The sequence below is a fragment of the Alishewanella sp. HH-ZS genome (genome assembly GCF_001704375.1).
Taxonomy (GTDB): domain Bacteria; phylum Pseudomonadota; class Gammaproteobacteria; order Enterobacterales; family Alteromonadaceae; genus Alishewanella; species Alishewanella aestuarii.
Map to the genome: position 1 here is coordinate 19,196 of NZ_LZEJ01000026.1, position 25,285 is coordinate 44,480.

Here is a 25,285-nt window from a genome sequence, read left to right on the forward strand (position 1 = left end):
TGACTCCGTACCCATATACGGAGTTTAAACTACCTCAAAAGTAGAGGTAATTATGATTAATAAAATTCTAGATAAAGTAGGCTCCGGTGGAGTATGGTTAGCGGCACTTAGTTGTACAGGTTGCTTTCCCGCTTTAGGCTCTCTAGCATCAGCTCTAGGGCTAGGTTTCCTGTCACATTTTGAAGGAATAGCGGTTAACACTTTATTACCGTTATTTGCTGCGCTCGCTTTATTGGTCAACTCGTACAATTGGTATCAACATAAGCATGTGGCAAGAGGCATATTAAGTGTTATTGGCCCAATTGCTGTATTACTGACCCTTTATCCGTTGTGGCAATACGATTGGAGCACTTACTTATTTTACTTTGGGATCACATGGATGGTATTTATGTCAGTGTTGGATATCGTCAAGCCTGTTAAGGAACCCGTATGCAAGGTATAGAATTAGAGTCTAAGATTACTTGTCCCGAATGCGGGTTTAGTAAGGTCGAGACCATGCCAACAAACGCTTGCCAGTGGTATTACGAATGTGAAGGATGCAAAGCGCTGCTCAAGCCGTTAAAAGGTGACTGTTGCGTATATTGTTCTTACGGGACCGTTAAATGCCCTCCTATTCAAGAAGGAAGCAGTTGCTGCAACAAATCTTAATGTCTGCTTTTGGCACTTAGTGACGATTCAAAGAACAACTTGGTACTGAATTACTCGTTTAGCTTGTGATGAATATCGTCATATTCTGCGATCATCTTTGCCAAGCTATCAAACTTATCACCTTCAGGCGTGCCAGGCACAGCCTCAAGAATTTGCTCAATGGCTTCTAATGCAGCTTCATATTCTTGGTCGTTTTTTATAGCTGTGTTGATTGTCATCTTGTTACCTAATAATGCTCTGAGGGAGCGTATTGCATCCGTAATCACTCGGCAGCTTCAATGCTTACCACACGAGTTAAATTTCCTGCAGCAGAAATCTGCTCGTCAGTTAATGTCTGGTCACTATGCTTTGCCATGCTGATTTCAGGGCGATCTTTATACATTACACAAACCAAAATGTCCCCTAAGGAAAATCCTAGCTCAGCACTGAGAATATCAGGAATTCGGATAAGGTTGTCCTTGGTAATTTCAACGGTATAACTCATGGCGTCCCTTATGTGTATAAAGCACTCGCGGTTTGCTTTAGGTAGCTCGATTGGCATAGTTTGACCAAGAAAAAGGCCAATCAATTCGACTGGCCATTCCCGTGTTCCCGGTGGTCTGCAGGTTGCAGTGATATGCCAGGACCCTCAGCTGAAATACTATGCGCAATTACGCCTTAGATCAATTATGTGTGACTTTTTAGAACTTACTTGGCTACCGGTAAATCCGTCCATTTCGTTGTGTATTGCGGCGATAGCATCGCGTGCTTCAAAATCCATGCTTGCGATATACCCTGGCTCGCAATCTAGACTTTGCCGCCTGTTTTGGTATTGATGGTATCAATGACTGTCATCAGTGCTTTGCTCTGGTAAGTGGGAGGCTCAGGTTCGAACAAATCAACCTGGTGAATCACGCTACCTCGGATAAATCACACCTCAAAAGGCATTCATATCAGCGTCATCAGCATCGATAAGACAGCTGAGTACATATGAGTAGTCATTTCGCTGCTATCTTGACGTTCTTGATTGGCTGGTAAGTAAATCGAGGAAACTATTCAAGCGACTACCTACAGGATTTTAACCCTCTTGGGTTGTTCCCTGCAGTTCTAAAAAGTCAAGTAATAGGCGCTTTCGCTGCTCAGATGCCAACTTATGAAAAGCTAAAATCAGCTCAGCCATCTCATCGCATTCACAATATAAGTAAGCGACCGGAACGTCTAGTTGCTCGGCGATGTTTTTAGCCATATTAAAATCAGGCTGATGACGCCCTTTTTCATAGTTATTCATCCTTGCGCTGGCCGACTGTGAATCAAGACCAATACGACGTCCAAGCTCTGTCTGGCTGATAGCCTTTTTCTTCCTCGCAGCCTTAAGCCTAGAAGGAAAGCACGATTCGTATGCCAAGTGTGAAAATTCATATCAAAATTCGAATCCAAAGATTGTCTTAGGTTTTCATCCCCCCTTATACTAAGGAATCCTTTGGATTTATCTATTCCTCGATATCCAAAAAAAACCGGAGCAAGCGGTATGTCAGTTAAAAGCTTTATTATCGATACCATCAAAGCAAATGAGCTACATTCATTTACTTTGGACGAACTACGAAAACTCTATGCTACTCAAGGAGTAACAGAAACTTCAGTGAATATTGCTAAGGGGCTTTATAAAAATATTTGGAATCTGAAGAAGAGCGGCATGCTTGAGCTGGTGAAAGCAAAAGATCCAAAAGAAAATGTTTACGTCGTCACCCCATTAATGCAAAAACAGTATCTTCAAATGCCAGAGGAAAGTCATACAAGCTCCCTGCATCCCGAACCCATTGCTTTTCTTGAGTCATTAAATAAACGGCTAAACGCTTACAGCTCAGAATTGGCCACAACCAGCGCAGAAATCCAAGAGTATCAAGAACTATTAAATGCATTCCCAGAGCAAGGCGCAAAGTTAAATCGGAATTTTCAGGCAGCCAAAGAACGTGCATTTCAATTACGTGGTCGACTCCTTGCGGTTGAAAATATCATGAAGAGTCAGCATCAATGAGATTAAGACACTGGCAAGAAGAGTGCTCAACTCAGGCGTTTAAAGCCTTTAAAACCGGTCAAAAACATTTCATGGCATTAGCAACTCCTGCGGCCGGTAAAACGATTATGGCTGCTACACTTGCTAAATATCTGTTTTCTGAAAATATGATTGACTACGTAGTCTGCTTTGCCCCCTCCGTAGCCGTTCAAAAAAGCATAGAATCTACTTTTGCCAAAATCTTGGGCAGGCCAATGCATGGAAAGTTAGGCGCAGCCGGTGGCGTATTCACCTATCAATTTTTGACCACCAGTAAAAGTGCGGATTGGTCATTTTTACAAAGCAGCCGTGTGTTTGCCGTTTTCGATGAAATTCACCATTGTGGTGGTCATGATACCGAGTTATCAAATTCCTGGGGAAGGGAAATATTGACTAATATTAGCGATAACGTTAATTACATATTAGCTATGACAGGCACCCCATGGCGCACAGATCAAGCACCAATATCATTAGCGCGTTACATAAAGCCAGATTTCGCCATCCAGCTGGATTATGTCTATGGTTTGACTGAGGCGATTCAAGATAATGTCTGTCGTCTGCCTGAAATTACATTAATTGATAACGATAACCTGTCCGTAAATCAAAAAAACTACAGCTCACTTTGCATGGCGATGACTGAAGCGGATCTGCAATATAGCCGCATCCTTAACGACACGGAGGCGTTGCGTTATACGTTGTCCATCGCCGTAAAGAAATTGGCTGACGTCAGGCAGGAACACCCAGAAGCAGGTGGACTGGTGGTGGCGAGCTCTGTTGATGCAGCGATCCGTATCCAAGCACTATTAATCAGTGAGTTTGGTCAATCATCAGTATTAGTCTCTTATAAAGAAACTAACCCTCAAGAAATTATTGATAATTTTAGAACATCCAATACGCAGTGGATTGTCAGTGTTGCCATGGTGAGTGAAGGTACAGATATTCCCAGGCTGAGAGTATGCGCTCATTTAAGCACTGTTCGGACTGAGTTGTTCTATCGTCAAGTGCTTGGTCGCATTTTGAGGTTGATGGCCAATATCAAAAATCAGCAAGCCTATCTTATTACTTTTGCGGAGCCCGCCTTGACCGAGTTCACCAAACGATTGAAGGAAGATGTGCCTCAAATGATTGTAAAGTTTGATAAATTTGAGAGAAAATCTGCATCCGAAACACCATCAGCAGGAACGAAATCAGAAACTAAAGGCGATGCCAAAGCAGACGGTACAATCTCAGAAACGAACTGGCATTTTACAAAAACTGAACAAAATGAAAAAAGTCCTCCTGCGTCCTGGGTTCCATTTCAGTTAATTGGTCAATACCGGCAACAGGTCTTTTCTATATTCTGAGGTGCTCCTCTGAGTTTTAATTTCCCAGAATTTTGGGGTATTTGGTTAATTGCACTTAATCACAAGATGTTATTCCACTGTTATAAAGTTTACGCCCTTCTTCGGTTAGACCCCAGCTAGGGCTTCTTAGTTTTCCTGCCTGAACAACCAGTCCCTTCATTACAAGCCATTTTAATGCCCTTTTAACTGAAACAGAACTTTGACCACTTTCTTGACCAAGCAACTGCATCAGACGCACTAGCGCCGCTTAAAATAAACTCTGGAAAATAATTTTTCCAGACAATGTATTTTTGTCGTTTTTCCACAATTTTTTTCTTTTTCTGAAAAAGCTCTGTTAGTCTTAATTACAAAGGCTTTCCAGAGTTTTTCCAGATATGATTCTAAATAGTAATTGATGACCATGCGCTAGTGCGCCGGCATTAACAGGGCTGGCGCCTGCCTTTGTTTGGCCCGCTAGCCGAACTGACACGACATTTACCCTGCTTTTTATATCAGTTAGCAGCCTAACTGAAGTGGCCGGGCGGCCATAAAAAAATCCCCCCGCAGTGTCTGCCGGAGGGATCTTGTGCTGTGTTAACCGTGACTATTGCTTAGCCATCTTGCGCTGGAACTCTGCGATATCGGTCACGACTTGCTGATTCGGTAGTGTTGCGAACGGCTGCTCCCGGAAGCTGGTACCACGCATTTGCACCGATAAGCGGGCGGCCTGCGGGTTAAGCAGCGTTTGCTGGTAGAAATCCTGCACATCTTTTAAGGTTACCTGCTCCACAGCCGCAATCAGTTGCTGCTTGGAATCGAAGTCAAAGCGCTCGCGATACCAGTCACTGACTAAAGGTCCCATTTCTTCCTGCAGATTTTTTGGTGGCTCGTTCAGACTAATCAGCAAGCTTTGCTTTAAGGTGGCAAATTGCTCCGGCGTAACCTGTTGCAGGGTTTGCCAATACTGCTGTTTAAATTCCTCAAAGCGCTGCTGCATATCAGCCGGGCCCTTGACCGGGGTCTGAATATACAAACCAAAACCGGTGTAATCGTTCAGATCAATCGCCGTACCACCCACAGCGTAAGCTAATTGCTCTTCGGTACGAAGTTTGTCAAACGCCTGATTGGAGAAGTGCGAAGCCAGCACACTGGCCGCTGCCCGGCTTGCCATCCCTTTAACCGGATGCACATGCATATCCACTAAGGCCACGTCTGTGACATCAATATCACGCTGCAGTGTAATCACATCACCCGGCTTGGGTAACCAGAACGGGCTTTGCGTGTAAGGCGTTACGGTACGATCAGCCGGTAAGGCGGCCTGTAACTTACTGACCAGAGTTTGCACATCCTGCTTATCGTAATTACCAAAAGCAAACACCCGTACCTGATTTTGCTGCAGTGTACTGGCGATAAATTGCTGCAGATCTGCCGCCGTCATCGCCTGAGCTGTCGCAATTAACTGCTCCGGATTATAGCTGCCGCCACGATACAGGCTGTTAAAGGCCCAGAATGCCTGACGGAATGGTACCTGCCGGGTTTGGTTTGCCAGGCCACGCACATAGCGGTCAACCGCCTGCGCATAGCCGTCCGCCGTGATCTTCGGTGTTAAACCGGCTAATAACTGCTCCAGCAACAGCGGCTGCTTATCGGTAAAGCCGTCCAGGTTTAAAATCAGACCATTACCATCATTTAACCAAACATCCATGCCGGCAGCACTGGCTTCGGTGCGAAGTGCACTTTGCTCCAGGCTATACAAATCACGCCACAGCGCAAAGGCAACCCGGGCTTTAATATCCTGCTGTGCCGCCGGGCTGTTCAGCACGATATCCAGCCGGCCCTTAGGTTGGTCGGCAAACGCCTGGCTTGGATATAACCAGGCCTTAATGCCTTGCTGCTCGACAACCAGCTCAGGTTTTTGCTGCGTGCTACGGGCTTTGATGGCGAAGCTTTCCGGTAGTAAGCGGTTGACCATCGGCAGGTTCAACGCCACCAACGGTTGTTGCCAGGCGGCTTTTTCTTCGGCAGTGATATCAACGATTTTATATTTACCGACATGGCGTATCAGCTCACTGTCATGCGGCTCCTGCTTGCTGATATACCACACCCGCAGATTGGCCGGTGTCAGCTGGGTTAACACATCGTTGATGGCCTCTGCATCAAAACGTTCGTAAATATAGGGCGCTGCCACCACATGTTTTACCGGCAGCTTTAACATCGCGGCGGTTAAACCGGCAACGTAGCCAAAACCATCGGTTTTCTCAAGAAACTGGAACTGATTGGCCAGGCTGGTTTTGATCTCGTTATAGTATTTGCTATCGACACCCTGCTGCTTAATCAGATCCAGATACTGCATCACCACCGCTGTGATGGCTTCCCGCTGCTGCATACCGGCATCAGTCAGGTTCATATCTATCGCCAGGGTACCGTAGTTACCATAGAGATCCGGGGTCACCGACACATTAAAGCTGGAAACCAGGCCCGCCGCTTTTAGCTGAGCGGCGGCAGTACCCGGCATTTCAGAACGTAATAAATACGCAATAAATTCATTGGGTTTAACGGCATACTGATCGCTGTTGTCACGGATGGTAAAATCTAACCGCAGTTGTTTCACATCCTGATTTGGCACATAGTGAATGCGCTTCGCACCAAACAGACTATTATCCAGTTCTGCTGTTACCTTTGGGATCTCAATATCTTTATTAACGATTTCACCAAAATGCTTACGCGCCAGCAGCTCCATCTCAGCCAGTGGCAAATTACTAATCAGTGCCAGCTTCATATTATTGGCCGAGTAGTACTTATCAAAATAGGCCAGCATTTCATCATGCAGCTTGCTACCCGGCTTGTCGCTCAGACTTTCCAGGCTGCCCGCCAGAAAACGGTTTGACGGGTGCTCGCCAAACATCCGGCGCATCAGCTCAAACTGCGCCAGGAAATCCTGTTCACGGCGCATCGATTGCTCGGCATTGACGGCGTTGCGCTCTTTATCTGAATACTCAGGATAGAATTTCGGACTTTTAAAGAAGTCAGAAAAACGATCTAAGGCCTCATCAAAGGCCTGATTGTTGATCTGCAGCATATAGTTGGTGATATCAAGCCAGGTATAGGCATTGGCGGCACCGTTGTGCTGACTGACAAAGTTGCTGTATTCCGCCGGATCCGGGTAGCGTTCAGTACCCATAAACAGCATATGCTCCAGATAATGCGCCAGGCCCTGCTGTGTCATCGGGTCTTGCAACATGCCGGCACCGACACTCAGCGACACCGCTGAATTCTCAGTGGTTGGATCCGATACCAGGATCACCTCAATTTTATTCGGCAGGGTCAGGGTTTTATACTGGCGTTGATCGTTAGGGCTAACCAGAATCGCGGTAGCTTGTTGTTGCTCGACAACGGTTCCTTGTGACACCGGTTGTTGCTGAGCACAGCCAGTGATTACAGCTAAAGCTACTGCACTGACAATAAAGAGTTTTTTCATTTTGCGGATCCTTCTACCGAAAAAATGTAAAAAATACGTAGCCTGATACTAACGAAAACGCTAATAACACGCCAGTCTGAGCGGTAGCGGATTTGTAAGAAAATATGTCACAAGGGCGGCAGCGCTAAGCTGCAGGAGCACCATTGCCGTTCAGCAAGCCGTCCGGCAATGGTGTATCGAGGATGGAGGGGTGGTTAGAAACTTAAGCGTAAACCCAGTACCAACTGTCGTCCCGGCAGAGGCGCGTCTTCCTTAATAAAGGAGCTGTGCACAAAGCCCAGGCGATTGGTCAGGTTCTGTACCTTGGCAAAGGCCATCACTTCCTGTTGCTGCCAGTCGAAGTAATAGTTCAAGCCCGCTTCCAGTAGGGTGTAGCCCGCGGTCGCGCTTTCATTTTCGGCCAGCCGGTTTTGCTTACCATAGTGCGTCAGTCCAAGCTGCCCGCCCCAGCTATCTGCCCGATAAGCATACTCGGCGCCTAAACGGTAGGACGGAACCCGTGGTAAATAACCACCATCGCGTAAACGGGCGACCACGGTATCACCGATCAGCGTAACTTGATGTTCAGGGGTAATTTGCCAGCTAATACTGGCTTCCATACCATGTAAACGGGCATCTTGCTGCTGATATTGGTAAGCGGCAAAATCAGCAATCTCAAAACCAAGATTGGCTAAAAAGGCGTAATTATCTATTTGATTATAAAATAGATTAACATTAGTGCTGATATTGGCAAATTGCCCGCGCCAACCTAAATCAATGTTATTGGCCTGCTCAGCGCTGGCAAGCGCCGGATTATGCACAATTTGCGTCGCGCCGTTACTATTGCTCACCTCGTAGCCTACGCCAATCTCGTAAGAGCGGGTGCCGATATGAATGCCGTTAGCGTAGAGTTCATTGGCGGCAGGTGCTCGCTGAGCCTGGCTGTAAGATAAGGTCAGCTGCTGATTTGGCATAACATCGTAAACCGCGCCAAAAGACCAGCTAAACAAATTAAATTTTTGTTTTAGATCACGGCTGCCCAGGCTGTCGGTTAGCTCATAGGCCTGATGCGTGAGCTGCTCGTAGCGGCTACCAAATTCCAGCTTAATGACACCAAAGCGTTTTTCATGCAGCATAAAGAGGGCATGGCTGTCAGTATCAGTGTTTGGCGTAAAGGTTTCATCGCCTAAGGCCTGATAATCCCGCAAATTAGCATGATAACCAACAATACCGCGCCAGCTGTCTGCCAGTTCATAGGTTGCTGTAGTACGTAGCTCCAGAGCTTCACTTAAAAACTCAGTACCCGGCTCACCCTCTTCAAATTCAGCATGGTCATAATCGGTAAAGGCAATATCAGCAGTAAAACTTTGCCACAGGCTATTGAGCGGTCGGTATTCTGCTGCCAGAGCAACCCGCCGCTGATTAAGCTTAATATATTCACCTTCTTCCTCTTCTGCAGCAGGGCCTTCCGGTAAGCCGTATTCCGTTTTTATGATGCCATAGCTAACACCAACAAAGCCTTGCTCGGCAATATAGCTGGAGCCGATATTCAGCACCTGATGTTCCGACCAGGAGTTTTGCAAGCGCTTACTGCTATCCCCCTCATCGTTTTGATATAAAGGTACGCGATAGTCATTGCCTTTACGCACATTGCCATCAAGGTGCCAGGCAAACTGCTCTGCGCCATTATCATGGGCAAAGCTTAAACTACGATCACTGGCGGCAGTACCAAAACGGGTTTGCAGGATAGTGTCACTCTGTTGCGGAATTTGCTGTGGAATACGATTATCCACTACGTTAATCACACCACCTATGGCACCACTGCCATAGAGCAAAGTGGCAGGGCCACGTAGTACTTCGATTTGCTGTGCCGTTACTGCATCGGCGGTAATAGTATGATCCGGTCCCTCCCGCGACACATCGCCGGTGCCCATGCCGTTATGCACCACCTGCACCCGTGCACCATCCAGACCGCGAATTACCGGCCGCGAGGCCACCGGGCCATAATAATTGGCATGTACGCCCACTTCGTATTTTAGCGTTTCGCCAATACTGACGTCGGTGCGGCGCAGCAGCTCTTCACCGCTTAATACCGAAACCGGACCGGCCATTTCGACCACTTCGCGCTTTAAACCTGAAGCGCGCACTTCAATACGTTCCACTTTAGCAGCAGCCTCTGAAGCAATGGCCTCTGACTGCTCCGCATACGCAACCTGGCTATGTGCCAGCACCGTCACGACGGCTAACGAGATTTTGGCTAGTCTAAACATCACAATTTATTCACCTTCTAAGAGTTGCCGCATACTAAAGTGCAGCGCAATGCGCTGCAAGCTCTGTTCGATTAACACCAGAAAAACCAGGGCTATAAGCTTGTTAGCCGTGCAAGCTGGAGTAAGCGCTAATTTGCGCAAAGTGCTTGGCCCTGAACAATAATGTGATGATATCACATTATTGTTCAGCTCGCAGACCGTACTATGTTGCAACTATCCTCTGAAATCAGCCCTTCATCGCTAATTGAGATCACCTCGGCTCACCTTAGCAACCCTGGGAACGATTTAGATTATGTGGGTATGCAAGGTATTGATTTACCCAGCACGCAATTTCCTATGTTCTCAATTGAATTCAAGCATCAGGACAGCTTGCATCCCCACGATGCAGTTGCCCGGCTTGCAACAGGAGTAAAGATATGACTGCCGAATATCTGAGCCAACGCGCAGAGCAGCATGCCAGGCTGCTCGCCTCGCCAGACGAAGACTATATGAATGAAGAACAACTCGAATTTTTTAAAGGGTATTTACTCGATTTAAAACAACGCACTATGTTGCATGTCGATGAACTAAAACAGCAGCTTAGTAGCCCACCAGAGCTTAGTGATGAAGTTGATCGGGCGCAATATGAAGAAGAGTCGAGGCTTAGCCTGCGCATTATGGATCGCGAGCGTAAGCTATTACCAAAAATTGATCAGGCGCTAACGCGCATCGCCCGCAAGGAATTCGGTTACTGCCTGGAAACGGGTGAGCCTATTGGTTTGGCGCGCTTATTTATCAGGCCGGTCTCGGAATACTGCGCCGATATCAAACTACTGCACGAAGGCGCTGAGAAACATTTTTATGACGAATAACACCCGTTTACCGGTATTTTTACTGACTGGCTTTTTAGGCAGTGGCAAAACCACCTTATTAAACCAGCTGGTAAAACAGCCAGAGCTGGCCAGAACCCTGATTATTATTAATGAGTTTGGCACTGTCAGCCTGGATCATTTACTGGTCAGCCATGCCAGTGACGATACGATTATCGAATTGGCCAGTGGCTGCTTATGCTGCACCATCCGAGGCGATCTGGCTAAAACCTTGCGTGATATTCACTGGCGCTTCTCCCGCAAGGGCGAGCGCAGTTTCGATAGGGTGATTATTGAAACCACGGGCCTGGCTGAGCCAGCACCTATTATGCATACCCTGATGACGGATATTACCCTCGCCTCCAAATACCGGCTACAAGGTGTTATTTCCACACTCGACACCCTGCATGCTGCCGCAACCCTGGACCGGCATCCGGAATCACAAAAGCAGGTGGCAGTAGCAGATTTGTTGCTACTGACTAAAACCGATTTACAAGCTGAGCCAACACCAGAGCTGGCACAGCTTACTGCACGGTTAAAGCAGCTTAATCCGACCGCTCAGATCAGAACCATCCAGCAAGGCAACTTAGAACCACAAGCGCTGCTGAGTCTTGACCATATTGAGCCTCAGCAAAGCACTATCCCGCTGCGGCAATGGCTAAACAGTGCCGCCTTTTCACTGACCAGCCTGAGTGACACTGTGCCGGGGCAACTTGCCAGTCTCAGCGCGCCCAGTACCACGCTTGGCCAGAATGACCCCAACCGCCATAATGATCATATCAAGGCGCATTGCTTTACGCTGCCACAAGCCATTACGCCCGCTCGCTTGGATAGCTGGCTTAATATCCTGATGCAGTTAATGGGCTCGAATATGCTCAGGGTGAAGGGCATTGTTAATGTCGTGGGGCATTCCGGCCCTGTGGTGATCCATGGGGTGCAACATATCTTTCATCCGGCGGCCTTTTTAACTGCCTGGCCTGACGCTGACCGGCAAACCCGTTTGGTATTTATTACCTATGATATCGAGCGGGAAACACTGGCCAGAACCATAGAAACCTTTTTGCTTTAAGCCCAAGGCGGTGAAACAGCGTGTTTGCCGCTTCCCCCTCCCTATTAAGGAGCAATTTGATGGCAAGTGCTTTTCTTAAACAAATACAGCAAAAACATGCCGATCTCTTGATTCGGAATGGACAGCTGGTCACACCGGCCGGCATCATTCAGGCAGATCTGGCGGTGGTTGCTGGTAAGATAGCCGCTATCGGCGCCAGCGGCTGGACCTTTACCGAACAATTGGACGCCACTGGTCTGCACCTATTACCCGGCGCTATCGATACGCAGGTGCATTTTCGTGAACCGGGTTTAACCCATAAAGAAGATATTGCGCACGGCAGTAAAGGCGCTGTGTTGGGCGGCGTTACCGGCTTCTTCGAGATGCCGAATACCAATCCACTGACCTTGTCTGCCGCTTGCCTGCAAGCGAAACTCGATATCGCGGCCCAAAACAGCTACTGCAACTATGCCTTTTATATCGGTGGCAGCGCCGCAAATTTGGGGCAATTAGCCCAATTAGAGCAGCTACCGGGCTGTGCCGGTATTAAGGTATTTATGGGGAGCTCCTTTGGCGACTTACTGGCAGAGCAAGATGAACTCTTGTTAAGCATTTTACAGGATGGTAAGCGGCGGGTAGCGATCCATGCCGAGGATGAAGCGCGCTTAAGAGCACGCAAGCCGTTAACCGCTAATGATGTTCGTAATCATACAGTCTGGCGCGATAGCGAAAGTGCCTTCCTGGCCACACAACGAATTGTGGCACTGGCCCAGCAAGCCAGGCGCCCGCTGCATATCCTGCATGTGTCGACCGCGGAGGAAATGCAGTATCTGGCAGCCTTTAAACACTGGCTTACGGTGGAGACCACGCCTCATCATTTGTCACTGGTGGCACCGGATTGCTATCAGCAATTAGGCAGCCTGGCACAGATGAATCCGCCGGTACGGGAAGCCTGGCATCAAGCCGCGCTGTGGCAGGGGATCAGCGATGGCACTGTCGATATCCTCGGTAGCGATCATGCCCCCCATACACTGGCAGAGAAAGCCAGAAGCTATCCGGATTCTCCAAGCGGTATGACCGGGGTACAAACTCTGCTGCCGATAATGTTGAATCACGTTGCTGCCGGGCGCCTGAGTCTATTAAGATTGGTTGATTTAATCAGCAGCAATCCGGCACGGATCTTTGGTTTAATCGGCAAAGGCCGGCTAGCCGTGGGCTATGATGCCGATTTAACGCTGGTTGATTTAGCGGCACAACGTCAGATCGACAACAGCTGGATTGCCAGTAAAGTCGGTTGGACGCCCTATCATGGTACAAGAGTAACCGGCTGGCCTATTGCTACCCTAATTAACGGCAAACTGGTGATGCACAGTGATCAGGTGCAGGGGCAGCCGCAAGGGCAAGCCTTTCGTTTTGCAGAAACCTTTGAGCAGGAGTTTTGATGAAAAAACATTTTGTACTACCACTACTTAGTGCGGTTGTAATCATTGCCGGTTGCGGCAAAGCCCCCGAACCCAGCCTGTCGCAAAATGCCGATGGCCATCAAAGTACAGCACAGGTTGAATTTCAGGCTGAGCAGTTAAGCCGGCATATCCAACAACTGGCCAGTGATGCCTTTTTAGGCCGCCAGCCGGGTACCGAGGGCGAAACTCTTACCGTCGATTATCTGGTACAACAATTCCAACAACTGGGCTTACAAGCCGGTAATAATGACAGCTTTACTCAGGCTGTACCCTATATGCAGGTCACGAATATCGGTCAGCCGCAAGTCCGTTTAACCGGCAGTGCTAATGGCTGGCAACCGCAGGTAGGCACAGATATCGTGGTTAGCTCCCGTACCGGGCAAACAGAGGTAAATCTGAGTGCCAGCGATATTATGTTTGCCGGCTATGGCGTGGTTGCTCCCGAGTATCAATGGCATGATTTCGCGGCACTGGATGCCAAAGGTAAAACGGTTATCGTGCTGGTAAATGATCCAGGCTTTGCCAGTAAAGATCCCGCCTTATTTAAAGGCGAGGAGATGACCTACTATGGCCGCTGGACCTACAAATATGAAGAATGTGCCCGGCAACAAGCCGCAGCCTGTTTAATTGTGCACGATACCGCAGCTGCCGGTTATGGCTTTAATGTGGTGCAAAATATGATGCAGCGCGCCCAATTTGATTTAGCCAATAATCAAAGTGCCAAAACACCGGTGATCGGCTGGCTCTCTACTGAAGGTGCTGAGCAGTTATTCGCCAGCGCCGGTTTAGATTTTCAGGCGCTGAAGACCCGTGCCGCCCAACCAGGTTTTCAGGCGGTCGCCTTGGAAGGCCATCAGCTGAGTGCCAGCATCAAGCTAGATGTGCAGACCGGCCGCTCGAATAACGTGTTAGCTGCCTTACCCGGCAAAAGCCGTGCAGACGAATGGTTAGTGGTAACCGCGCATTGGGATCACCTCGGAGCCATTCCAAAAGAGGATGGGGCGCTAGCGATTTACAATGGCGCCATTGATAACGCCGGTGGGGTTGCCGCCTTGTTAGCTATCGCAGAGCAAGCCGTTGCTCAGGGCGGTTTTGAGCGCTCAGTGCTGTTTTTAGTGATCACGCTGGAAGAATCAGGCTTGCTCGGTACCAAGCACTATGTTGCCAATCCCACAGTGCCATTAGCACAGATTGTCGCTAACATTAATATCGATGCCCTACTCCCAGTGCCCGAAACCCGTGATATCTGGATCATCGGTTTAGGACAATCCGAGCTGGATGATGTTGTCAGATTTCAGGCCGCTAAGCAGCAACGGGTGGTGATAGGCAATCCTGAAGTTGAAAAAGGCTTTTTCTACCGTTCAGATCAGTTTGCTTTTGCCCAGGTCGGTATTCCAGGACTCTTTATGGGGCCGGGAACCGACAGCCTGCAGGGTGGAAAAGCGGTAGGTGAAGCGGCTTTGCAAGCCACTCAGGCGCGCTACCATACGCCGGATGATATCTTTACCCCGGATTGGGACTTTGGTGCCTTACTGCAAGACACTCAGCTGCATTATTTGGTACTGGAAGATCTAGCCAATAGCGGGCAATGGCCAAATTGGTCAACGCAAAGTGAGTTTTATCAGCTTGGACAGCAATTAAGACAAACAAGGCAGTAAGCACCTTCCCTTCAACGTCCCCTGCGGCTCACACCGAGTAGTTCCAGCACTGCGACAATTTGTCGCAGTGCTTTACCGCTAAATCTATCTATCATAACCCCATAGAAAACGGAGTTATTAGATGATTTTAGTCACCTAGGCGCCAACGGCAGCCAATACAAAAGTTGAAACAAAAGTAAAATAGTAATGCATTGTTGCCGGCGTCAGGGCTTCACCTGCTGCATTAACAAAGGGTACGCCCTGCGCCTGAGCAAACACCTTGGCATTCACACCAATAATCACATCAACAGGCAGACCTAAAAGAAAAGCCAAACAGACTCAATAACTAATCTAATTACCCTGTCTTTACTCACCCGCTATTACAAAGAGCTATACAAATCAATGTTGGCGGGATTAAAGCACTGGGCACTGAATTTATCTTACGGCAGCACAATAACCATATTCATCTGGCTGCCAACAAAACAACAAATGTCTACTATTGAACATTTGCTACAGCCAACCTATACTTGGCATAAGTCCCTTATCGCGACGAGGAGCTCCCCATGCGCCTTTCCATCGAAGTTACCCCGGCACAGCATCAGCGCCTGAAAGCCGCCGCAGCCCTGCAAGGCAAATCCATCAAGGACTATGTACTTGAGCGCACACTGCCTAATGGTGATGAAGAAAGCGCCCTGAAAGCGCTGGAAACCTTTCTGGCGCCGCGCATCCAGGCTGCCGAACAGGGTAAGTTTGCCACCCGCACGGTTGACGAGATTTTTGCCGAGGCTGAACGGGAAAAGGGTTAACAACAATGCTGCCCTATGTGCTTACCGCCGACGCAGAACAAGACCTGCTGGAAGTGGCACGCTATACCCTGGACCATTGGGGCAGCGACATGCTGAAACAGTACCGGGACGGCCTTAAAGAGGCCTTCCATGCCATTGCTACCAAAGCGCGACCAGGTAGATCTTTCTCAAGCACTTTCCCTCACCTTTTAGTGGCAAAATACCGATACCACTATATTTTTTATATACAGGGTGCATCCCCCAAACCAGTGATTATCGGTATCATCCATGAACGCCGGGATATTGTGACTCGGCTGAAAGAGCGATTGGGTTAAGATCGCCGTCAGAATGCTGACCGCTCAATGTTATGTCCCTAACAGTGTGAAGCGGAGTCCACCTAACTTAATTCATATCTGCTGCTCCAGTTCCCTTGGCAAAGTACTTATTCGATTATTGTTTATACATCAAAGCATAACGTTCAAATAGACGCACCGCCACTTTCAAATAGTCGAGCCTTCATTTTCATTTGGACAAGCCACTATTTTCAATTGAACGGCCAAATTAAATCAGCAGCGACAATCACTCAAAGTGACTTCAAAGGTTTAAGCAAATTAAAAGACGCCAACGGCGAGTGCTTTGCTGCCGGAGAGGTATTTTATGATGGTGAGCATGTCCTGTCATTTGGCGAGAGATTATTTGCAGTACCTATTCGCCTGCTCGTGCCAAGATTTAACATTGGCTATTAATCAATAAGGTGGATCTTGCTTTCATATTTGCAAGCGAATGGTTCGGTTATGCCTAGGGTTACTGCGTTACCTGTAGCAAGCGTTAACAGCAGATCGGTTCTATTTCCCGATCTTTTGTAGTTTTTCTCTAAATTGTATTTTATTTCTTTACCATCAACATTCATGGAGATTGTATCTTCGGCTTGTAGCCATTTAAATGTCACCATGTCGTTACTGTTCGGTATAGTCTGGCGGATAACCGCTGTATTGTCTTTTCTAAACTCCAAAGAAAAAAGTGAAGTACAGTTTACACTTGAGAAAACCATATCCGTTAGATTAACCGCTGCATCGATTCCCAGCTGCTGTTGAGCGGTAAGTAAGTTAGCGAGTGGGTTTATCAAATACAGGCCAATATTCGTTTTTTTGGTGTAGTAGTGATTCCTCACTCTGTTTTTAGCAATAAGATTAATATGGTAACCATGCTCGCCAATAGTGTCTAAAATCTTCACCAGCGGTCCATTATCATCTGAATCTCGGGAATAGATAATAAAACTCCCTAGTATTAGTATTGGAGGGTTACGATCTAAAACTTCCACTTCGAACTTTTGCTCTTTCAGAGACGTCACTATTTTGTCTATGTCTTCCTGTTCAATATCATAGGTGTGAAGATAGATCGTGTTGGTAGCGCAACCAGTCATCAATGTTATCAAGATCAGCAGCAGCCAAAGGGTGATGCATTGTAATTTTGCACATACGTTTGCGTTCATTATCGGCCTTGGCTAAAAAGTTATATGAGGATGGTGATGAGTCGATGAATTGTTGCAGCAATCTACATTTCAACGTTAATAACGTGAAACCCTCTGGATCTCAATCAAGAACGAAATCCAATTGTACCTTCACACCTTGATTAGGCAGCTCATCAGCAGCAGGTTGATAACGCCATTGTGCTAATGCTCGAATCGCCTCTTTTTCAAAAACACCCTCAGGTTGTGAGAGAATCACCTCGATTTGGCTAGTTGACCCATCCGCTTCTACATTAAAACGTAGCTGTACCATACCTTCAATGCGCTCTTGCGCGGCTTGAATTGGGTACCTTGGGTAAATACGTACAACAGGGCTTGGGCTATTGCTGGATAACGTGCCCGCCGTATCCGCTTGAACGGGCTGTTGCCAGAGCACAGATACCGCACACATGATGCTAAGTATTAATAACGCGGGGATTTTACTAGAACTATGCCGTTGTTTAAGTTGTTGCAGTCGCTCTTTCATAACGTAGACTGCTCCATATTGATTACAAAAAGGTTGAAGAGCCGCAGCTGAGCTTGGCATCGGCTGCATAGCCGCAAGCAACGCATTGGCATAGCAAGTTGCTGTGGAATTTGGGTAACGCTCAAGCACATACGCGTCACATGCCAGTTCCTGGTCAGCACGGTAACGACGATAAGCTAGCCATAGCAACGGATGAAACCAGAATAAGCAAAGTAATAAACTAGCCAGCAAATTAGCGTGTAAATCGCCTCGATGCCAATGTGCCAGTTCGTGCTGCAAAATAAGCTGCCGTTGGACGCGACTGAAACGTTGCTTGAAATCTGACGGTATAATCAGGCTAGGCCTAAGCACACCAAATATCGCTGGACCCAAGTGATGCTTACTAAAATAATAATTTAGATTTGAGTGTTGTACATGACGACATTGCCGCAGTTGTTTGTGTAATTGCCAAATACTAATGCCAAAGCCTAAAGTTACCAATATCACCCCTAGCAACCATAACCAGGTAAGCATGCTAAGCCAACCGGGAACTTGCAGGTTTTGCTGTAAATGTTGTGAACTTACTAGTAGGGTTTCAATCAAGGGTAGGCTGGCAGCTTGATGCCAGGTAAAACTTGGTAGCAGCGGCAACAGTAGCGCCACCGGTATAACCAACCAAAGCAAATAGCAACTACGGGCTCCCAATCTATTGAGTAACCATTTATGACTCAGCATTAAGGGGGGTAACACCAGTAATAGCAACAAGCTACTATGCCAAAGCCAGGACATCATGATTCATCCTCATACTTTTCTTGCTCTAATCTAGCGACCAGTTGTTTTAATTCTGCTAAATCAGTTGGGCTTAGCTCATGTTTGTGGGCAAAACTAGCAACCAGCGGAGCGATTCGACCAGCAAACAGTTTTTGTACAAAGTTGCCGCTGGCCTGTTGTTGATAATCCGTTTTTGCAATAAGCGGGCTATACAAATATGCTCGGCCTTGAGTTTCATAGGCCAGTGCGCCTTTATTGACTAGGCGGTTAAGCAGTGTTTTTACCGTTTTTTCATGCCATTCTTTTTGTTGCTGTAACTGCTGCACTATTTCGGCGGCGGAGCACGGCGAACGCTGCCAAATAACCTGCATTAAAGCCAGTTCAGCATTGCTGATGTCTAACATAGATGACCCTATAGATTACAACCGTAATCACCAAATGATTACACCTGTAATCTTAAAATGCAAGCATTATGTTCAATTTTATAAGTTACCATCCGTTAATTACTGCCTAAAAAAAATTCATTACGTTATAGCTTTACTCTGACTTTGTTAACACGTTACTGCATAGAGTCATCCCGAAATCTATTTGCTGTAGACATACCTCGTATTCGAGCCATAATTGCTACATTATAACATTACAGCATTTTGCAGGTTTTCATAGCATGTCACACTTACCCGTTACGGTATTATCTGGCTTTCTCGGCGCCGGTAAAACCACGTTACTAAACCATATTCTGCATAACCGCGATGGTCTGCGCATTGCGGTGATCGTTAATGATATGAGTGAAATCAATATTGATGCCGCCCAGGTTAATAAAGAAGTCAGCCTGAACCGTGCCGAAGAAAAGCTGGTCGAGATGAGCAATGGTTGTATTTGTTGCACCCTGCGCGAAGATTTATTGCTGGAAATTGGCAAACTGGCGCAAGAGGGGCGCTTTGACTATCTGGTGATTGAATCGACCGGGATTTCCGAGCCACTGCCGATTGCCGAAACCTTTACCTTTGAACATGAAGACGGCAGCCGGCTGTCAGACATCGCCCGGCTGGATACCATGGTGACCGTGGTGGATGCGGTTAACTTTTTAAAGGATTATCAGGAAGCCCGCGATCTGGCCAGTGCCGGGGAAAGCCTGGGTGAAGAGGATGAGCGCAGTATTGCCGATTTGCTGATTGAGCAGGTCGAATTTTGTGATGTGCTGGTGATCAGTAAAACCGATTTAGTCGATGCGGCGCAGCTGGCACAATTACAAGCCATCTTAAAATCGCTCAACCCCAGAGCCAAACAATTGCTAGCGGAACAGGGTAAGGTAGCGCTGTCGGAGATAATCAATACCGGCTTGTTTGACTTTGAGCAGGCAGCGCAGGCGCCGGGCTGGTTGCAGGAGCTACGCGGTGAACATACGCCAGAAACCGAAGAATATGGCATCAGTAGCTTTAGTTTTGTCGCGCGGCGGCCGTTTCATCCACAGCGCTTTTATGATTTTTTACATCAGGATTGGCCAACCGGCAAATTACTGCGCTCCAAAGGTTATTTTTGGTTAGCCAGTACCCCCGATTACGCCTGGCAATGGCATCAGGCCGGTGGCATTGCCCGCTATGGCATGGCCGGATTGTTCTGGCAAGCCGTGCCGCGCGACGAGTGGCCGGACGATGCCGAATCGCAGGCTGCAATTTTGGCGCAATTTCATGATCCCTTTGGCGATTGCCGGCAGGAACTGGTGTTTATTGGCCAGCAACTCGACCAGGCCGCCCTGCGACAGCAATTACAGGATGCGCCGGGTAAGGACGACTTTATCGCCGATCTGGCGTTACAACAACGCCCGGGTGCAGCAGCTACAGCAGGCTGATGTTGCACTGCTTAAAGGCAGTGGCTGGGAAAATATGGCCACCTATGCCATTAGCCATCGCTCGCCGGCACTGGCTGAACCACGCCTGCTACTGACACTGGATCCGGTTTGGCAAGACTGAGCACGTTAACCTGATTTTCATGATCCGCCTCGCTGAAAGCTCTATACTGGTCGCTCACTTGACCAGATAGGCAGCGCAGCATGTTTCTACGAAAGTTGGCAGTCTCGCTCTGTGTACTGCTAAGCATTATCCTGCTGCAGGCAGGCATGGCGTTTTGGGCGCAGCAAAATTCCGAGTTCCATACTGAACGCAACCGGGTTGCCAACCAGATGCTGGCGGAATTTATTTCGCTGAGGGCAGATAAACAGCGGCTAAAAGTCTGGCTGGCCGAATATCTGCTAACGGACGACGCCAATACCCAGTTTCGCGATACCCTGTTCAACCGGATGCAGCAGCAACTGAGCACTTTGGAGCAGCTGGCCATTCGCGATCAGCTGTATCACAGTCAGGAAGCAGACTTACAACACACTATGCAACAGGTTAAGGTGATTTCACTGTTGCAAACCAATCTGCAAACTCTGGAGCAGGCGCTGAAAACCCGCGAAATTGCCCGCTACAAAGATGATGCCGAACGTTGGACAGCGCTAATCAGTTTATTTGATAAAATCCAGGACACCGATTTGGCAGAATTGCTGCAACAAGCCATAGTCGGACAACGCCAGCGGGCCCAAAGCACCGAAAGCGATGCCCTGAGTGCAGTACAAAGTGTCAAACGCACCACCATTTTAATTAGTCTGCTGGGGTTGGTACTGGCGATTATGCTGGGTTTTTATCTGGCGCGCGCGCTAAGCCGGCCGCTGCAATCGTTACTGGATGGCACGAAACAGCTGCAGCAGGGGCATTTTGAATACCGCATTGCTGAGCAGGGCCCGGGCGAATTTGCTGAACTGGCGCGCCAGTTTAATCTGATGTCCGGCTATATTGCGGACTATGCCAAACGCGAAAAGCAAAGCCAGCTGGCGGCCGAGCAACTGGTTGCCGAACGCACCAGTCAGTTACAGCAGGCCCTGGACCAGTTACATCAGGCCGAGTACCGGCAAAAGCAACTGCTGGCGGACATTAGCCATGAGCTGAGAACACCGGCGACCAGTATTCAGGGCGAGGCCGAAATCAGCTTACGCGGTCAGCCGAAAAGCACCAGCGACTATCAGGACGCCTTTGGCCGGATCCTCAGTGCCAGTCAGCAACTTAGCCGCCGGATTGACGACTTACTGCTGCTGGCACGCGGTGAGGATCGCCTGCGTCAGGTACAGCTGCATACCAAACCGCTGGCACAGTTTATTCAGCAAAGTATCAGCACGATACAGCAATGGTTACCCGCCGCTGTGCCACTGCATACTGATATTTCAGGTCGTACGGCCGACCCACTTTACCTGTTGGTCGATGACGAAAAGTTTTCTGCCGTGCTACGCATCATAGTCGATAACGCCCGGCAATATGCCAAAGACAGTCCGGCGCTGAGTCTGAAATTCTGTGCTACTGAGACCGAGTTACAGCTGACGCTGGCGGATCAGGGTATCGGGATCCAGCCGGATGAAATCGCCCAGGTCTTTGCCCGTCACTACCGCAGCGCTGCCGCCCGACAGGCCAGGCCGGATGGCCTGGGTATCGGCCTTTGTATTGCTAAAGATATTATGGAAGCTCATGATGGCAGTATCCGCCTGTCAGCGAACCAACCACGTGGTACCTGCGTAACGCTAACCTTACCGCTGTTTCCGGGAGTGAATGATGAAGATTCTGATCGTTGAAGATGATGATAAGGTTGCCGCTTTTCTGGCCCGCGGCCTGAAGGCTGAGGGCTATCTGACGCAGGTAATTACCAATGGTCGGGATGTGTTGGAGGCTGTACGTCAGTTCGAGCCGGATATTATCGTGCTGGATCGCATGCTGCCGCAGGTGGATGGCCTGACCCTGTGCCAGCAATTGCGCAGCCAGCAGGTTAATGCCCGCATCCTGATGCTATCGGCGTTATCGGAAGTTGAAGAGCGGGTAAAAGGTCTACGCTGTGGCGCAGATGACTACCTCGGCAAGCCGTTTCATTTCGAGGAATTATTAGCCCGGATTGAAAGTCTGGCCAAACGGGGCTTAAGCCCGGTACAAAGCCGTCAGCTGCAGGTTGCCGATTTATTGTTAGATTTAGACACTATGCGGGTGCAGCGGGCTGGCCGTGATTTACTGCTTACCGCCAAAGAGCTGGCGATCCTGGAGCTGCTGATGGCCAATAGCGGTAAAGTTTACAGCCGCGAGCGGATCCTGACCAATGTTTGGGGGCTGAACGAAGATCCGCTGACCAATATCGTGGATGTGTATATGGCCCGGCTGCGCAAAAAAGTGGACGAGCACCATCCGCAAAAACTGTTACACACCCGGCGCGGTCTGGGCTATTGCCTGCAGGCCGAGTAAACCTTAGGGCGTGTTGACGTTTGCTGTCACGGGCGGTGGTCTTTTGGGACGAAAAAAGGCTGGTAAGCAGAGGCGCCTTACCAGCCAAAAGCCATGATGGGAACTCAGGAGGGGATGTTGTTGCCTTTAGTTTGCGCTAAAAGGCAGGGAGGAATGATGTAACACGATCCGCAGCGCCCCCTGGTCATCTTTTTTAAAACCCCAGGTTTTGTCGACAGTGGTCACCTCGCCGGCCGCATTGGTCAGCATCACATGCCCCATCGTCAACGCCAGATCGCCGTTAATGTGCACCGCCGCATTGCGGAACTGATAACCTTGCCAGCCTTTCAGGGCAAAACCACTGTCATCAGCAAAGGCGCTGTTACCGCCGACAAAGTATGCCAGGGCGCCATCGTAGCTGGTGCGGAAAGTCTGCTCACCGCTGGCCAGCGTCGGTTTAAACAATACCGAGCCCAGGTTATAGCCATAAGCCGCATCCAGTACCTCGCGAGCCCGACTGGTCGCCTGGTCGCGACCACCTTGCTGATAAGCCTGACTAATACTGATCAGCGCCTCACCCCAGGCCTGCTGTGCGGCCTGCAGTTCAGCTTCGGTAATGACGTTTTTATAACCGGGTGCCGCCTGCACTGCGGCGGCCAGTAAAAAACTGGCAGTAAAGAATGATAATTTTGCTGTTTTCATCGTTTTACCTTTTTAGTCAGGCCCGACTCCGCAGGCACCAAGTTTGTTGTTAACTGCTGTGCATATTAAAGCGCTGCGATGAACAAAACGGTCTGACTAAGATGAAAAAGCCACAGTGTTTAGATTAAATTAACCTGAAAATCCAGCGATGCTTGTGCAAATGAAATCCGGCAAAGGCTGACAACAGCGTAACTGTTAGGATAAAGCGCAAATCGGCATAGGGGCAGTCAGTGTAACTGACTGGCCCCTGCCACACCACCCGGCATGCGGGTCCGCACCGGGCGGTTCGAGAAGTTGAGGTCAGGAGAGTCGCACCAAGCCTTGCCTGTCGAAGTAGCTTATCGTCAGTACCGTATGGAGTAACATCTGGCTGTTTCGCCACCAGCTGCGGCAGTTTCCGGCAATCCGTTTGGCGACACTCTCTGAGCCGCCAAGCTTGCGCACCATGTCATAGGCGCGTTTGCCATGCCGCCACTGCTTTAGCTGTATAGCCCTCAGACGATGTCTTATCCATTCATCTAACCTCTGCCAGATGTAAGGCGTTTGGGATAACCCGAAGTAGCCTTTCCATCCCAGCATATAGCGACGTAACCCAGCAATGACTTCACTTAGGCTGCGCCCTGTCTGTCGGCGTGTTAACTGCTTTACCCGTGTTTTGAAACGCATCAGTGCCGCTTCAGATACCGCGCGTTTAACCTCGCCTCTTCGGGTTCGCCACAGGCTGTACCCTAAGAATTTACGACCAAACACACTGCCTACCGCACTTTTGCTTTCATTCACTTGCAAACGCAGCTTCCCATAAAGCCTGCGCAGCCACGCCATCACCCGCTCTCCTGCTTTCTGACTGCGGACATACACATTGCAGTCGTCTGCATAACGGGCGAACCGATAGCCGCGTTGCTCTAAGGCTTTATCAACCTCATCCAGTAGCACATTCGCCAACAACGGCGAGAGCGGTCCACCTTGTGGTGTGCCTTCTTGGCGCGTTATCACCACGCCATTAGCCATGATGCCGGCGTTCAGATAAGCCCGGATAAGATGCAGTACGCTTTTATCGTCCAGCCGTTTGCTCAGTCGGTCCATCAGAATGTCATGGTTCACCCGGTCAAAGAACTTCGACAAGTCAACATCAACGACTATCTGGTAGCCTTCCTGCACATAACGTTGCGCGGCTAATACCGCGCTCTGGGCCCTGGGCCCGTCTGCCAGGTCTGAAACCATAACTGTGCTCACTGAACTGTGGGTCCAGTTTCGGTTGCAGTACCTGAAGTAACGCTTGTTGGATGAGTCGGTCCGTCACCGTTGGGACACCCAGCTCGCGCTCGGTGCCATCACTCTTCGGGATACCGACCCGGCGTACCGGTTGTGGACGATAACTGCCGTTTAGCAGCTGCGCTTTGATAGCCGGCCACTGCACCTTAAGGTGCTCTGCCGTCTGTGCTATCGTCAGACCATCTACTCCGGCGCTACCTTTGTTCGCTTTAACGCGTTGCCACGCTAAGCGCATGTTCTCCCTCGCAAGCGCCTGCTCAAGCAAGCTTTGCCCTGTGTGTTTGAACTGTTGTTGCGGGAATACCGTTTCATCACGGGTAGGCATCAACAAGGTTTCACCTTGCTTTTGCTTACCTCGCTTCAACTCTTTGGACATCTGATGCATGACGTTATTCATCAACAACGCGTTTCACACTCCTTCTCGTTCGGCCCTTCGTGTTATCCACTACTACGGCCTCTGCTGACTTCTCGCTCCGTATCACTACGTCGCCCTTTCAGGCATGAGGCGAGATCTCCCCAGGTAAGAACGCATTCCTTCACTGCACAACCGCCGGATTTACGTCACAAAGCTTTGGCTACAAGAGCTTCGCAGAATTATGCCTGCTCGCCCTGCTCAGTCACGCCTCATATCCGATTCTTGTTCATCGGCTCGCAGTTTCGCTCCACGCTTCCTCCCCACAGTCCGTCGCCGTTCTGCAGTTGCGCTTCACTTCATTCGCTGTAGCCAGCTTATGGGAGGATTTGCACCTCCAAGAATGCGCCCAT

28 protein-coding genes are annotated in these 25,285 nt (G+C 49.0%); 15 read left to right on the top strand and 13 right to left on the bottom strand.

All coding sequences use genetic code 11. The features are described 5' to 3' along the window. Positions 1–52 precede the first annotated feature (52 nt). Together merC and A9165_RS17125 are read left to right on the top strand one after the other, a co-directional pair. The gene (gene merC, locus A9165_RS11285; protein ID WP_055648498.1) at positions 53–442 is read left to right on the top strand and encodes an organomercurial transporter MerC; all 390 of its coding nucleotides are present in this window, start codon (positions 53–55) and stop codon (positions 440–442) included. After that, entirely contained in the window at positions 430–648 is a 219-nt protein-coding gene (locus A9165_RS17125) for a GDCCVxC domain-containing (seleno)protein (protein ID WP_082389681.1), read from the top strand. The genes merC and A9165_RS17125 overlap by 13 nt, the downstream gene beginning before the upstream one ends. A gap of 50 nt (positions 649–698) precedes the next feature. On the opposite strand, the gene A9165_RS16925 is transcribed toward A9165_RS17125, so the two are convergent. The 4 genes from A9165_RS16925 to A9165_RS11300 all read right to left on the bottom strand — a co-directional run bounded on the left by A9165_RS16925 (position 699) and on the right by A9165_RS11300 (position 2,032). Next, a complete protein-coding gene (locus A9165_RS16925) occupies positions 699–866 on the bottom strand; it encodes a hypothetical protein (protein WP_176714621.1) in 168 nt (55 codons plus the stop codon). 44 nt (positions 867–910) lie between these two features. After that, positions 911–1,132: a hypothetical protein gene (locus tag A9165_RS11295; protein WP_141686155.1), complete on the bottom strand. Its 222-nt coding sequence runs from the start codon at positions 1,130–1,132 to the stop codon at positions 911–913. A gap of 203 nt (positions 1,133–1,335) precedes the next feature. Then, the gene (locus tag A9165_RS17130) at positions 1,336–1,434 is read right to left on the bottom strand and encodes a DUF4113 domain-containing protein (RefSeq protein ID WP_304440047.1); all 99 of its coding nucleotides are present in this window, start codon (positions 1,432–1,434) and stop codon (positions 1,336–1,338) included. Between the two features lie 271 nt (positions 1,435–1,705). Further along, positions 1,706–2,032: a helix-turn-helix domain-containing protein gene (locus A9165_RS11300; protein ID WP_065955940.1), complete on the bottom strand. Its 327-nt coding sequence runs from the start codon at positions 2,030–2,032 to the stop codon at positions 1,706–1,708. 75 nt (positions 2,033–2,107) lie between these two features. Between A9165_RS11300 and A9165_RS11305 the strand changes: the two genes are divergently transcribed. Further along, on the top strand, positions 2,108–2,662 hold the full coding sequence (locus A9165_RS11305) for a hypothetical protein (protein ID WP_141686156.1): 555 nt from the start codon (positions 2,108–2,110) through the stop codon (positions 2,660–2,662). Further along, positions 2,659–4,023 (top strand): DEAD/DEAH box helicase, encoded by a 1,365-nt coding sequence (locus A9165_RS11310; RefSeq protein WP_065955942.1) that lies wholly within the window; start codon positions 2,659–2,661, stop codon positions 4,021–4,023. The genes A9165_RS11305 and A9165_RS11310 overlap by 4 nt, the downstream gene beginning before the upstream one ends. Before the next feature lie 583 nt (positions 4,024–4,606). On the opposite strand, the gene A9165_RS11315 is transcribed toward A9165_RS11310, so the two are convergent. Together A9165_RS11315 and A9165_RS11320 are read right to left on the bottom strand one after the other, a co-directional pair. Beyond that, the gene (locus A9165_RS11315; protein ID WP_065955943.1) at positions 4,607–7,480 is read right to left on the bottom strand and encodes an insulinase family protein; all 2,874 of its coding nucleotides are present in this window, start codon (positions 7,478–7,480) and stop codon (positions 4,607–4,609) included. Between the two features lie 194 nt (positions 7,481–7,674). Then, positions 7,675–9,729 carry a TonB-dependent receptor gene (locus A9165_RS11320; protein WP_065955944.1) on the bottom strand — a complete coding sequence of 685 codons (2,055 nt, stop codon included), beginning with the start codon at positions 9,727–9,729 and terminating at the stop codon, positions 7,675–7,677. A 204-nt stretch (positions 9,730–9,933) separates the two neighbouring features. On the opposite strand from A9165_RS11320, the gene A9165_RS16800 reads away from it, so the two are divergent. The 5 genes from A9165_RS16800 to A9165_RS11340 are packed head-to-tail and all read left to right on the top strand — an operon-like array spanning position 9,934 to position 14,746. After that, complete coding sequence (locus A9165_RS16800; RefSeq protein WP_138984207.1) at positions 9,934–10,149, top strand: hypothetical protein; 216 nt, start codon at positions 9,934–9,936, stop codon at positions 10,147–10,149. Beyond that, positions 10,146–10,580, top strand: coding sequence for a TraR/DksA C4-type zinc finger protein (locus tag A9165_RS11325; RefSeq protein ID WP_065955945.1), 435 nt, complete (start codon positions 10,146–10,148; stop codon positions 10,578–10,580). Before A9165_RS16800 ends, A9165_RS11325 begins: the two co-directional genes overlap by 4 nt. Beyond that, a complete protein-coding gene (locus A9165_RS11330; RefSeq protein ID WP_065955946.1) occupies positions 10,570–11,646 on the top strand; it encodes a GTP-binding protein in 1,077 nt (358 codons plus the stop codon). The genes A9165_RS11325 and A9165_RS11330 overlap by 11 nt, the downstream gene beginning before the upstream one ends. Positions 11,647–11,705: 59 nt before the next feature. After that, positions 11,706–13,067, top strand: a complete 1,362-nt coding sequence (locus A9165_RS11335; protein WP_065955947.1) for a dihydroorotase — start codon at positions 11,706–11,708, stop codon at positions 13,065–13,067. Next, positions 13,067–14,746, top strand: a complete 1,680-nt coding sequence (locus tag A9165_RS11340; RefSeq protein WP_008950314.1) for a M28 family peptidase — start codon at positions 13,067–13,069, stop codon at positions 14,744–14,746. Before A9165_RS11335 ends, A9165_RS11340 begins: the two co-directional genes overlap by 1 nt. A 135-nt stretch (positions 14,747–14,881) precedes the next feature. Here A9165_RS11340 and A9165_RS11345 read toward each other — a convergent pair whose 3' ends face one another. Further along, the gene (locus tag A9165_RS11345; RefSeq protein WP_008606657.1) at positions 14,882–15,058 is read right to left on the bottom strand and encodes a hypothetical protein; all 177 of its coding nucleotides are present in this window, start codon (positions 15,056–15,058) and stop codon (positions 14,882–14,884) included. Between the two features lie 230 nt (positions 15,059–15,288). Between A9165_RS11345 and A9165_RS11350 the strand changes: the two genes are divergently transcribed. Together A9165_RS11350 and A9165_RS11355 are read left to right on the top strand one after the other, a co-directional pair. Next, a complete protein-coding gene (locus A9165_RS11350) occupies positions 15,289–15,531 on the top strand; it encodes a DUF1778 domain-containing protein (protein WP_008606656.1) in 243 nt (80 codons plus the stop codon). A 5-nt stretch (positions 15,532–15,536) separates the two neighbouring features. Then, positions 15,537–15,845, top strand: a complete 309-nt coding sequence (locus A9165_RS11355; RefSeq protein ID WP_065955948.1) for a type II toxin-antitoxin system RelE/ParE family toxin — start codon at positions 15,537–15,539, stop codon at positions 15,843–15,845. 407 nt (positions 15,846–16,252) lie between these two features. Here A9165_RS11355 and A9165_RS11365 read toward each other — a convergent pair whose 3' ends face one another. From A9165_RS11365 to A9165_RS11375, 3 genes are all read right to left on the bottom strand, one after another. Further along, on the bottom strand, positions 16,253–17,002 hold the full coding sequence (locus tag A9165_RS11365) for a hypothetical protein (RefSeq protein ID WP_065955950.1): 750 nt from the start codon (positions 17,000–17,002) through the stop codon (positions 16,253–16,255). Positions 17,003–17,102: 100 nt separating this feature from the next. Further along, complete coding sequence (locus A9165_RS11370) at positions 17,103–18,275, bottom strand: M56 family metallopeptidase (RefSeq protein WP_065955951.1); 1,173 nt, start codon at positions 18,273–18,275, stop codon at positions 17,103–17,105. Continuing rightward, a complete protein-coding gene (locus A9165_RS11375; protein WP_065955952.1) occupies positions 18,272–18,658 on the bottom strand; it encodes a BlaI/MecI/CopY family transcriptional regulator in 387 nt (128 codons plus the stop codon). The genes A9165_RS11370 and A9165_RS11375 overlap by 4 nt, the downstream gene beginning before the upstream one ends. Before the next feature lie 260 nt (positions 18,659–18,918). Here A9165_RS11375 and zigA point away from each other — a divergent pair, with 260 nt between their 5' ends. The 4 genes from zigA to A9165_RS11390 all read left to right on the top strand — a co-directional run bounded on the left by zigA (position 18,919) and on the right by A9165_RS11390 (position 22,567). Further along, entirely contained in the window at positions 18,919–20,103 is a 1,185-nt protein-coding gene (gene zigA / locus A9165_RS11380; RefSeq protein ID WP_065955953.1) for a zinc metallochaperone GTPase ZigA, read from the top strand. Further along, complete coding sequence (locus tag A9165_RS16615; RefSeq protein ID WP_008950318.1) at positions 20,081–20,224, top strand: DUF1826 domain-containing protein; 144 nt, start codon at positions 20,081–20,083, stop codon at positions 20,222–20,224. Before zigA ends, A9165_RS16615 begins: the two co-directional genes overlap by 23 nt. Before the next feature lie 80 nt (positions 20,225–20,304). Beyond that, positions 20,305–21,912 (top strand): HAMP domain-containing sensor histidine kinase, encoded by a 1,608-nt coding sequence (locus A9165_RS11385; protein WP_065955954.1) that lies wholly within the window; start codon positions 20,305–20,307, stop codon positions 21,910–21,912. Further along, complete coding sequence (locus A9165_RS11390) at positions 21,893–22,567, top strand: response regulator transcription factor (protein ID WP_008606651.1); 675 nt, start codon at positions 21,893–21,895, stop codon at positions 22,565–22,567. The genes A9165_RS11385 and A9165_RS11390 overlap by 20 nt, the downstream gene beginning before the upstream one ends. Before the next feature lie 126 nt (positions 22,568–22,693). Here A9165_RS11390 and A9165_RS11395 read toward each other — a convergent pair whose 3' ends face one another. From A9165_RS11395 to A9165_RS17135, 3 genes are all read right to left on the bottom strand, one after another. After that, the gene (locus A9165_RS11395) at positions 22,694–23,248 is read right to left on the bottom strand and encodes a phosphoribosyl-AMP cyclohydrolase (protein ID WP_065955955.1); all 555 of its coding nucleotides are present in this window, start codon (positions 23,246–23,248) and stop codon (positions 22,694–22,696) included. Positions 23,249–23,548: 300 nt separating this feature from the next. Next, positions 23,549–24,469, bottom strand: coding sequence for a reverse transcriptase domain-containing protein (locus A9165_RS11400; protein WP_255365706.1), 921 nt, complete (start codon positions 24,467–24,469; stop codon positions 23,549–23,551). Continuing rightward, a complete protein-coding gene (locus tag A9165_RS17135; RefSeq protein WP_255365707.1) occupies positions 24,378–24,917 on the bottom strand; it encodes a hypothetical protein in 540 nt (179 codons plus the stop codon). The genes A9165_RS11400 and A9165_RS17135 overlap by 92 nt, the downstream gene beginning before the upstream one ends. Between the last annotated feature and the right edge of the window lie 368 nt (positions 24,918–25,285).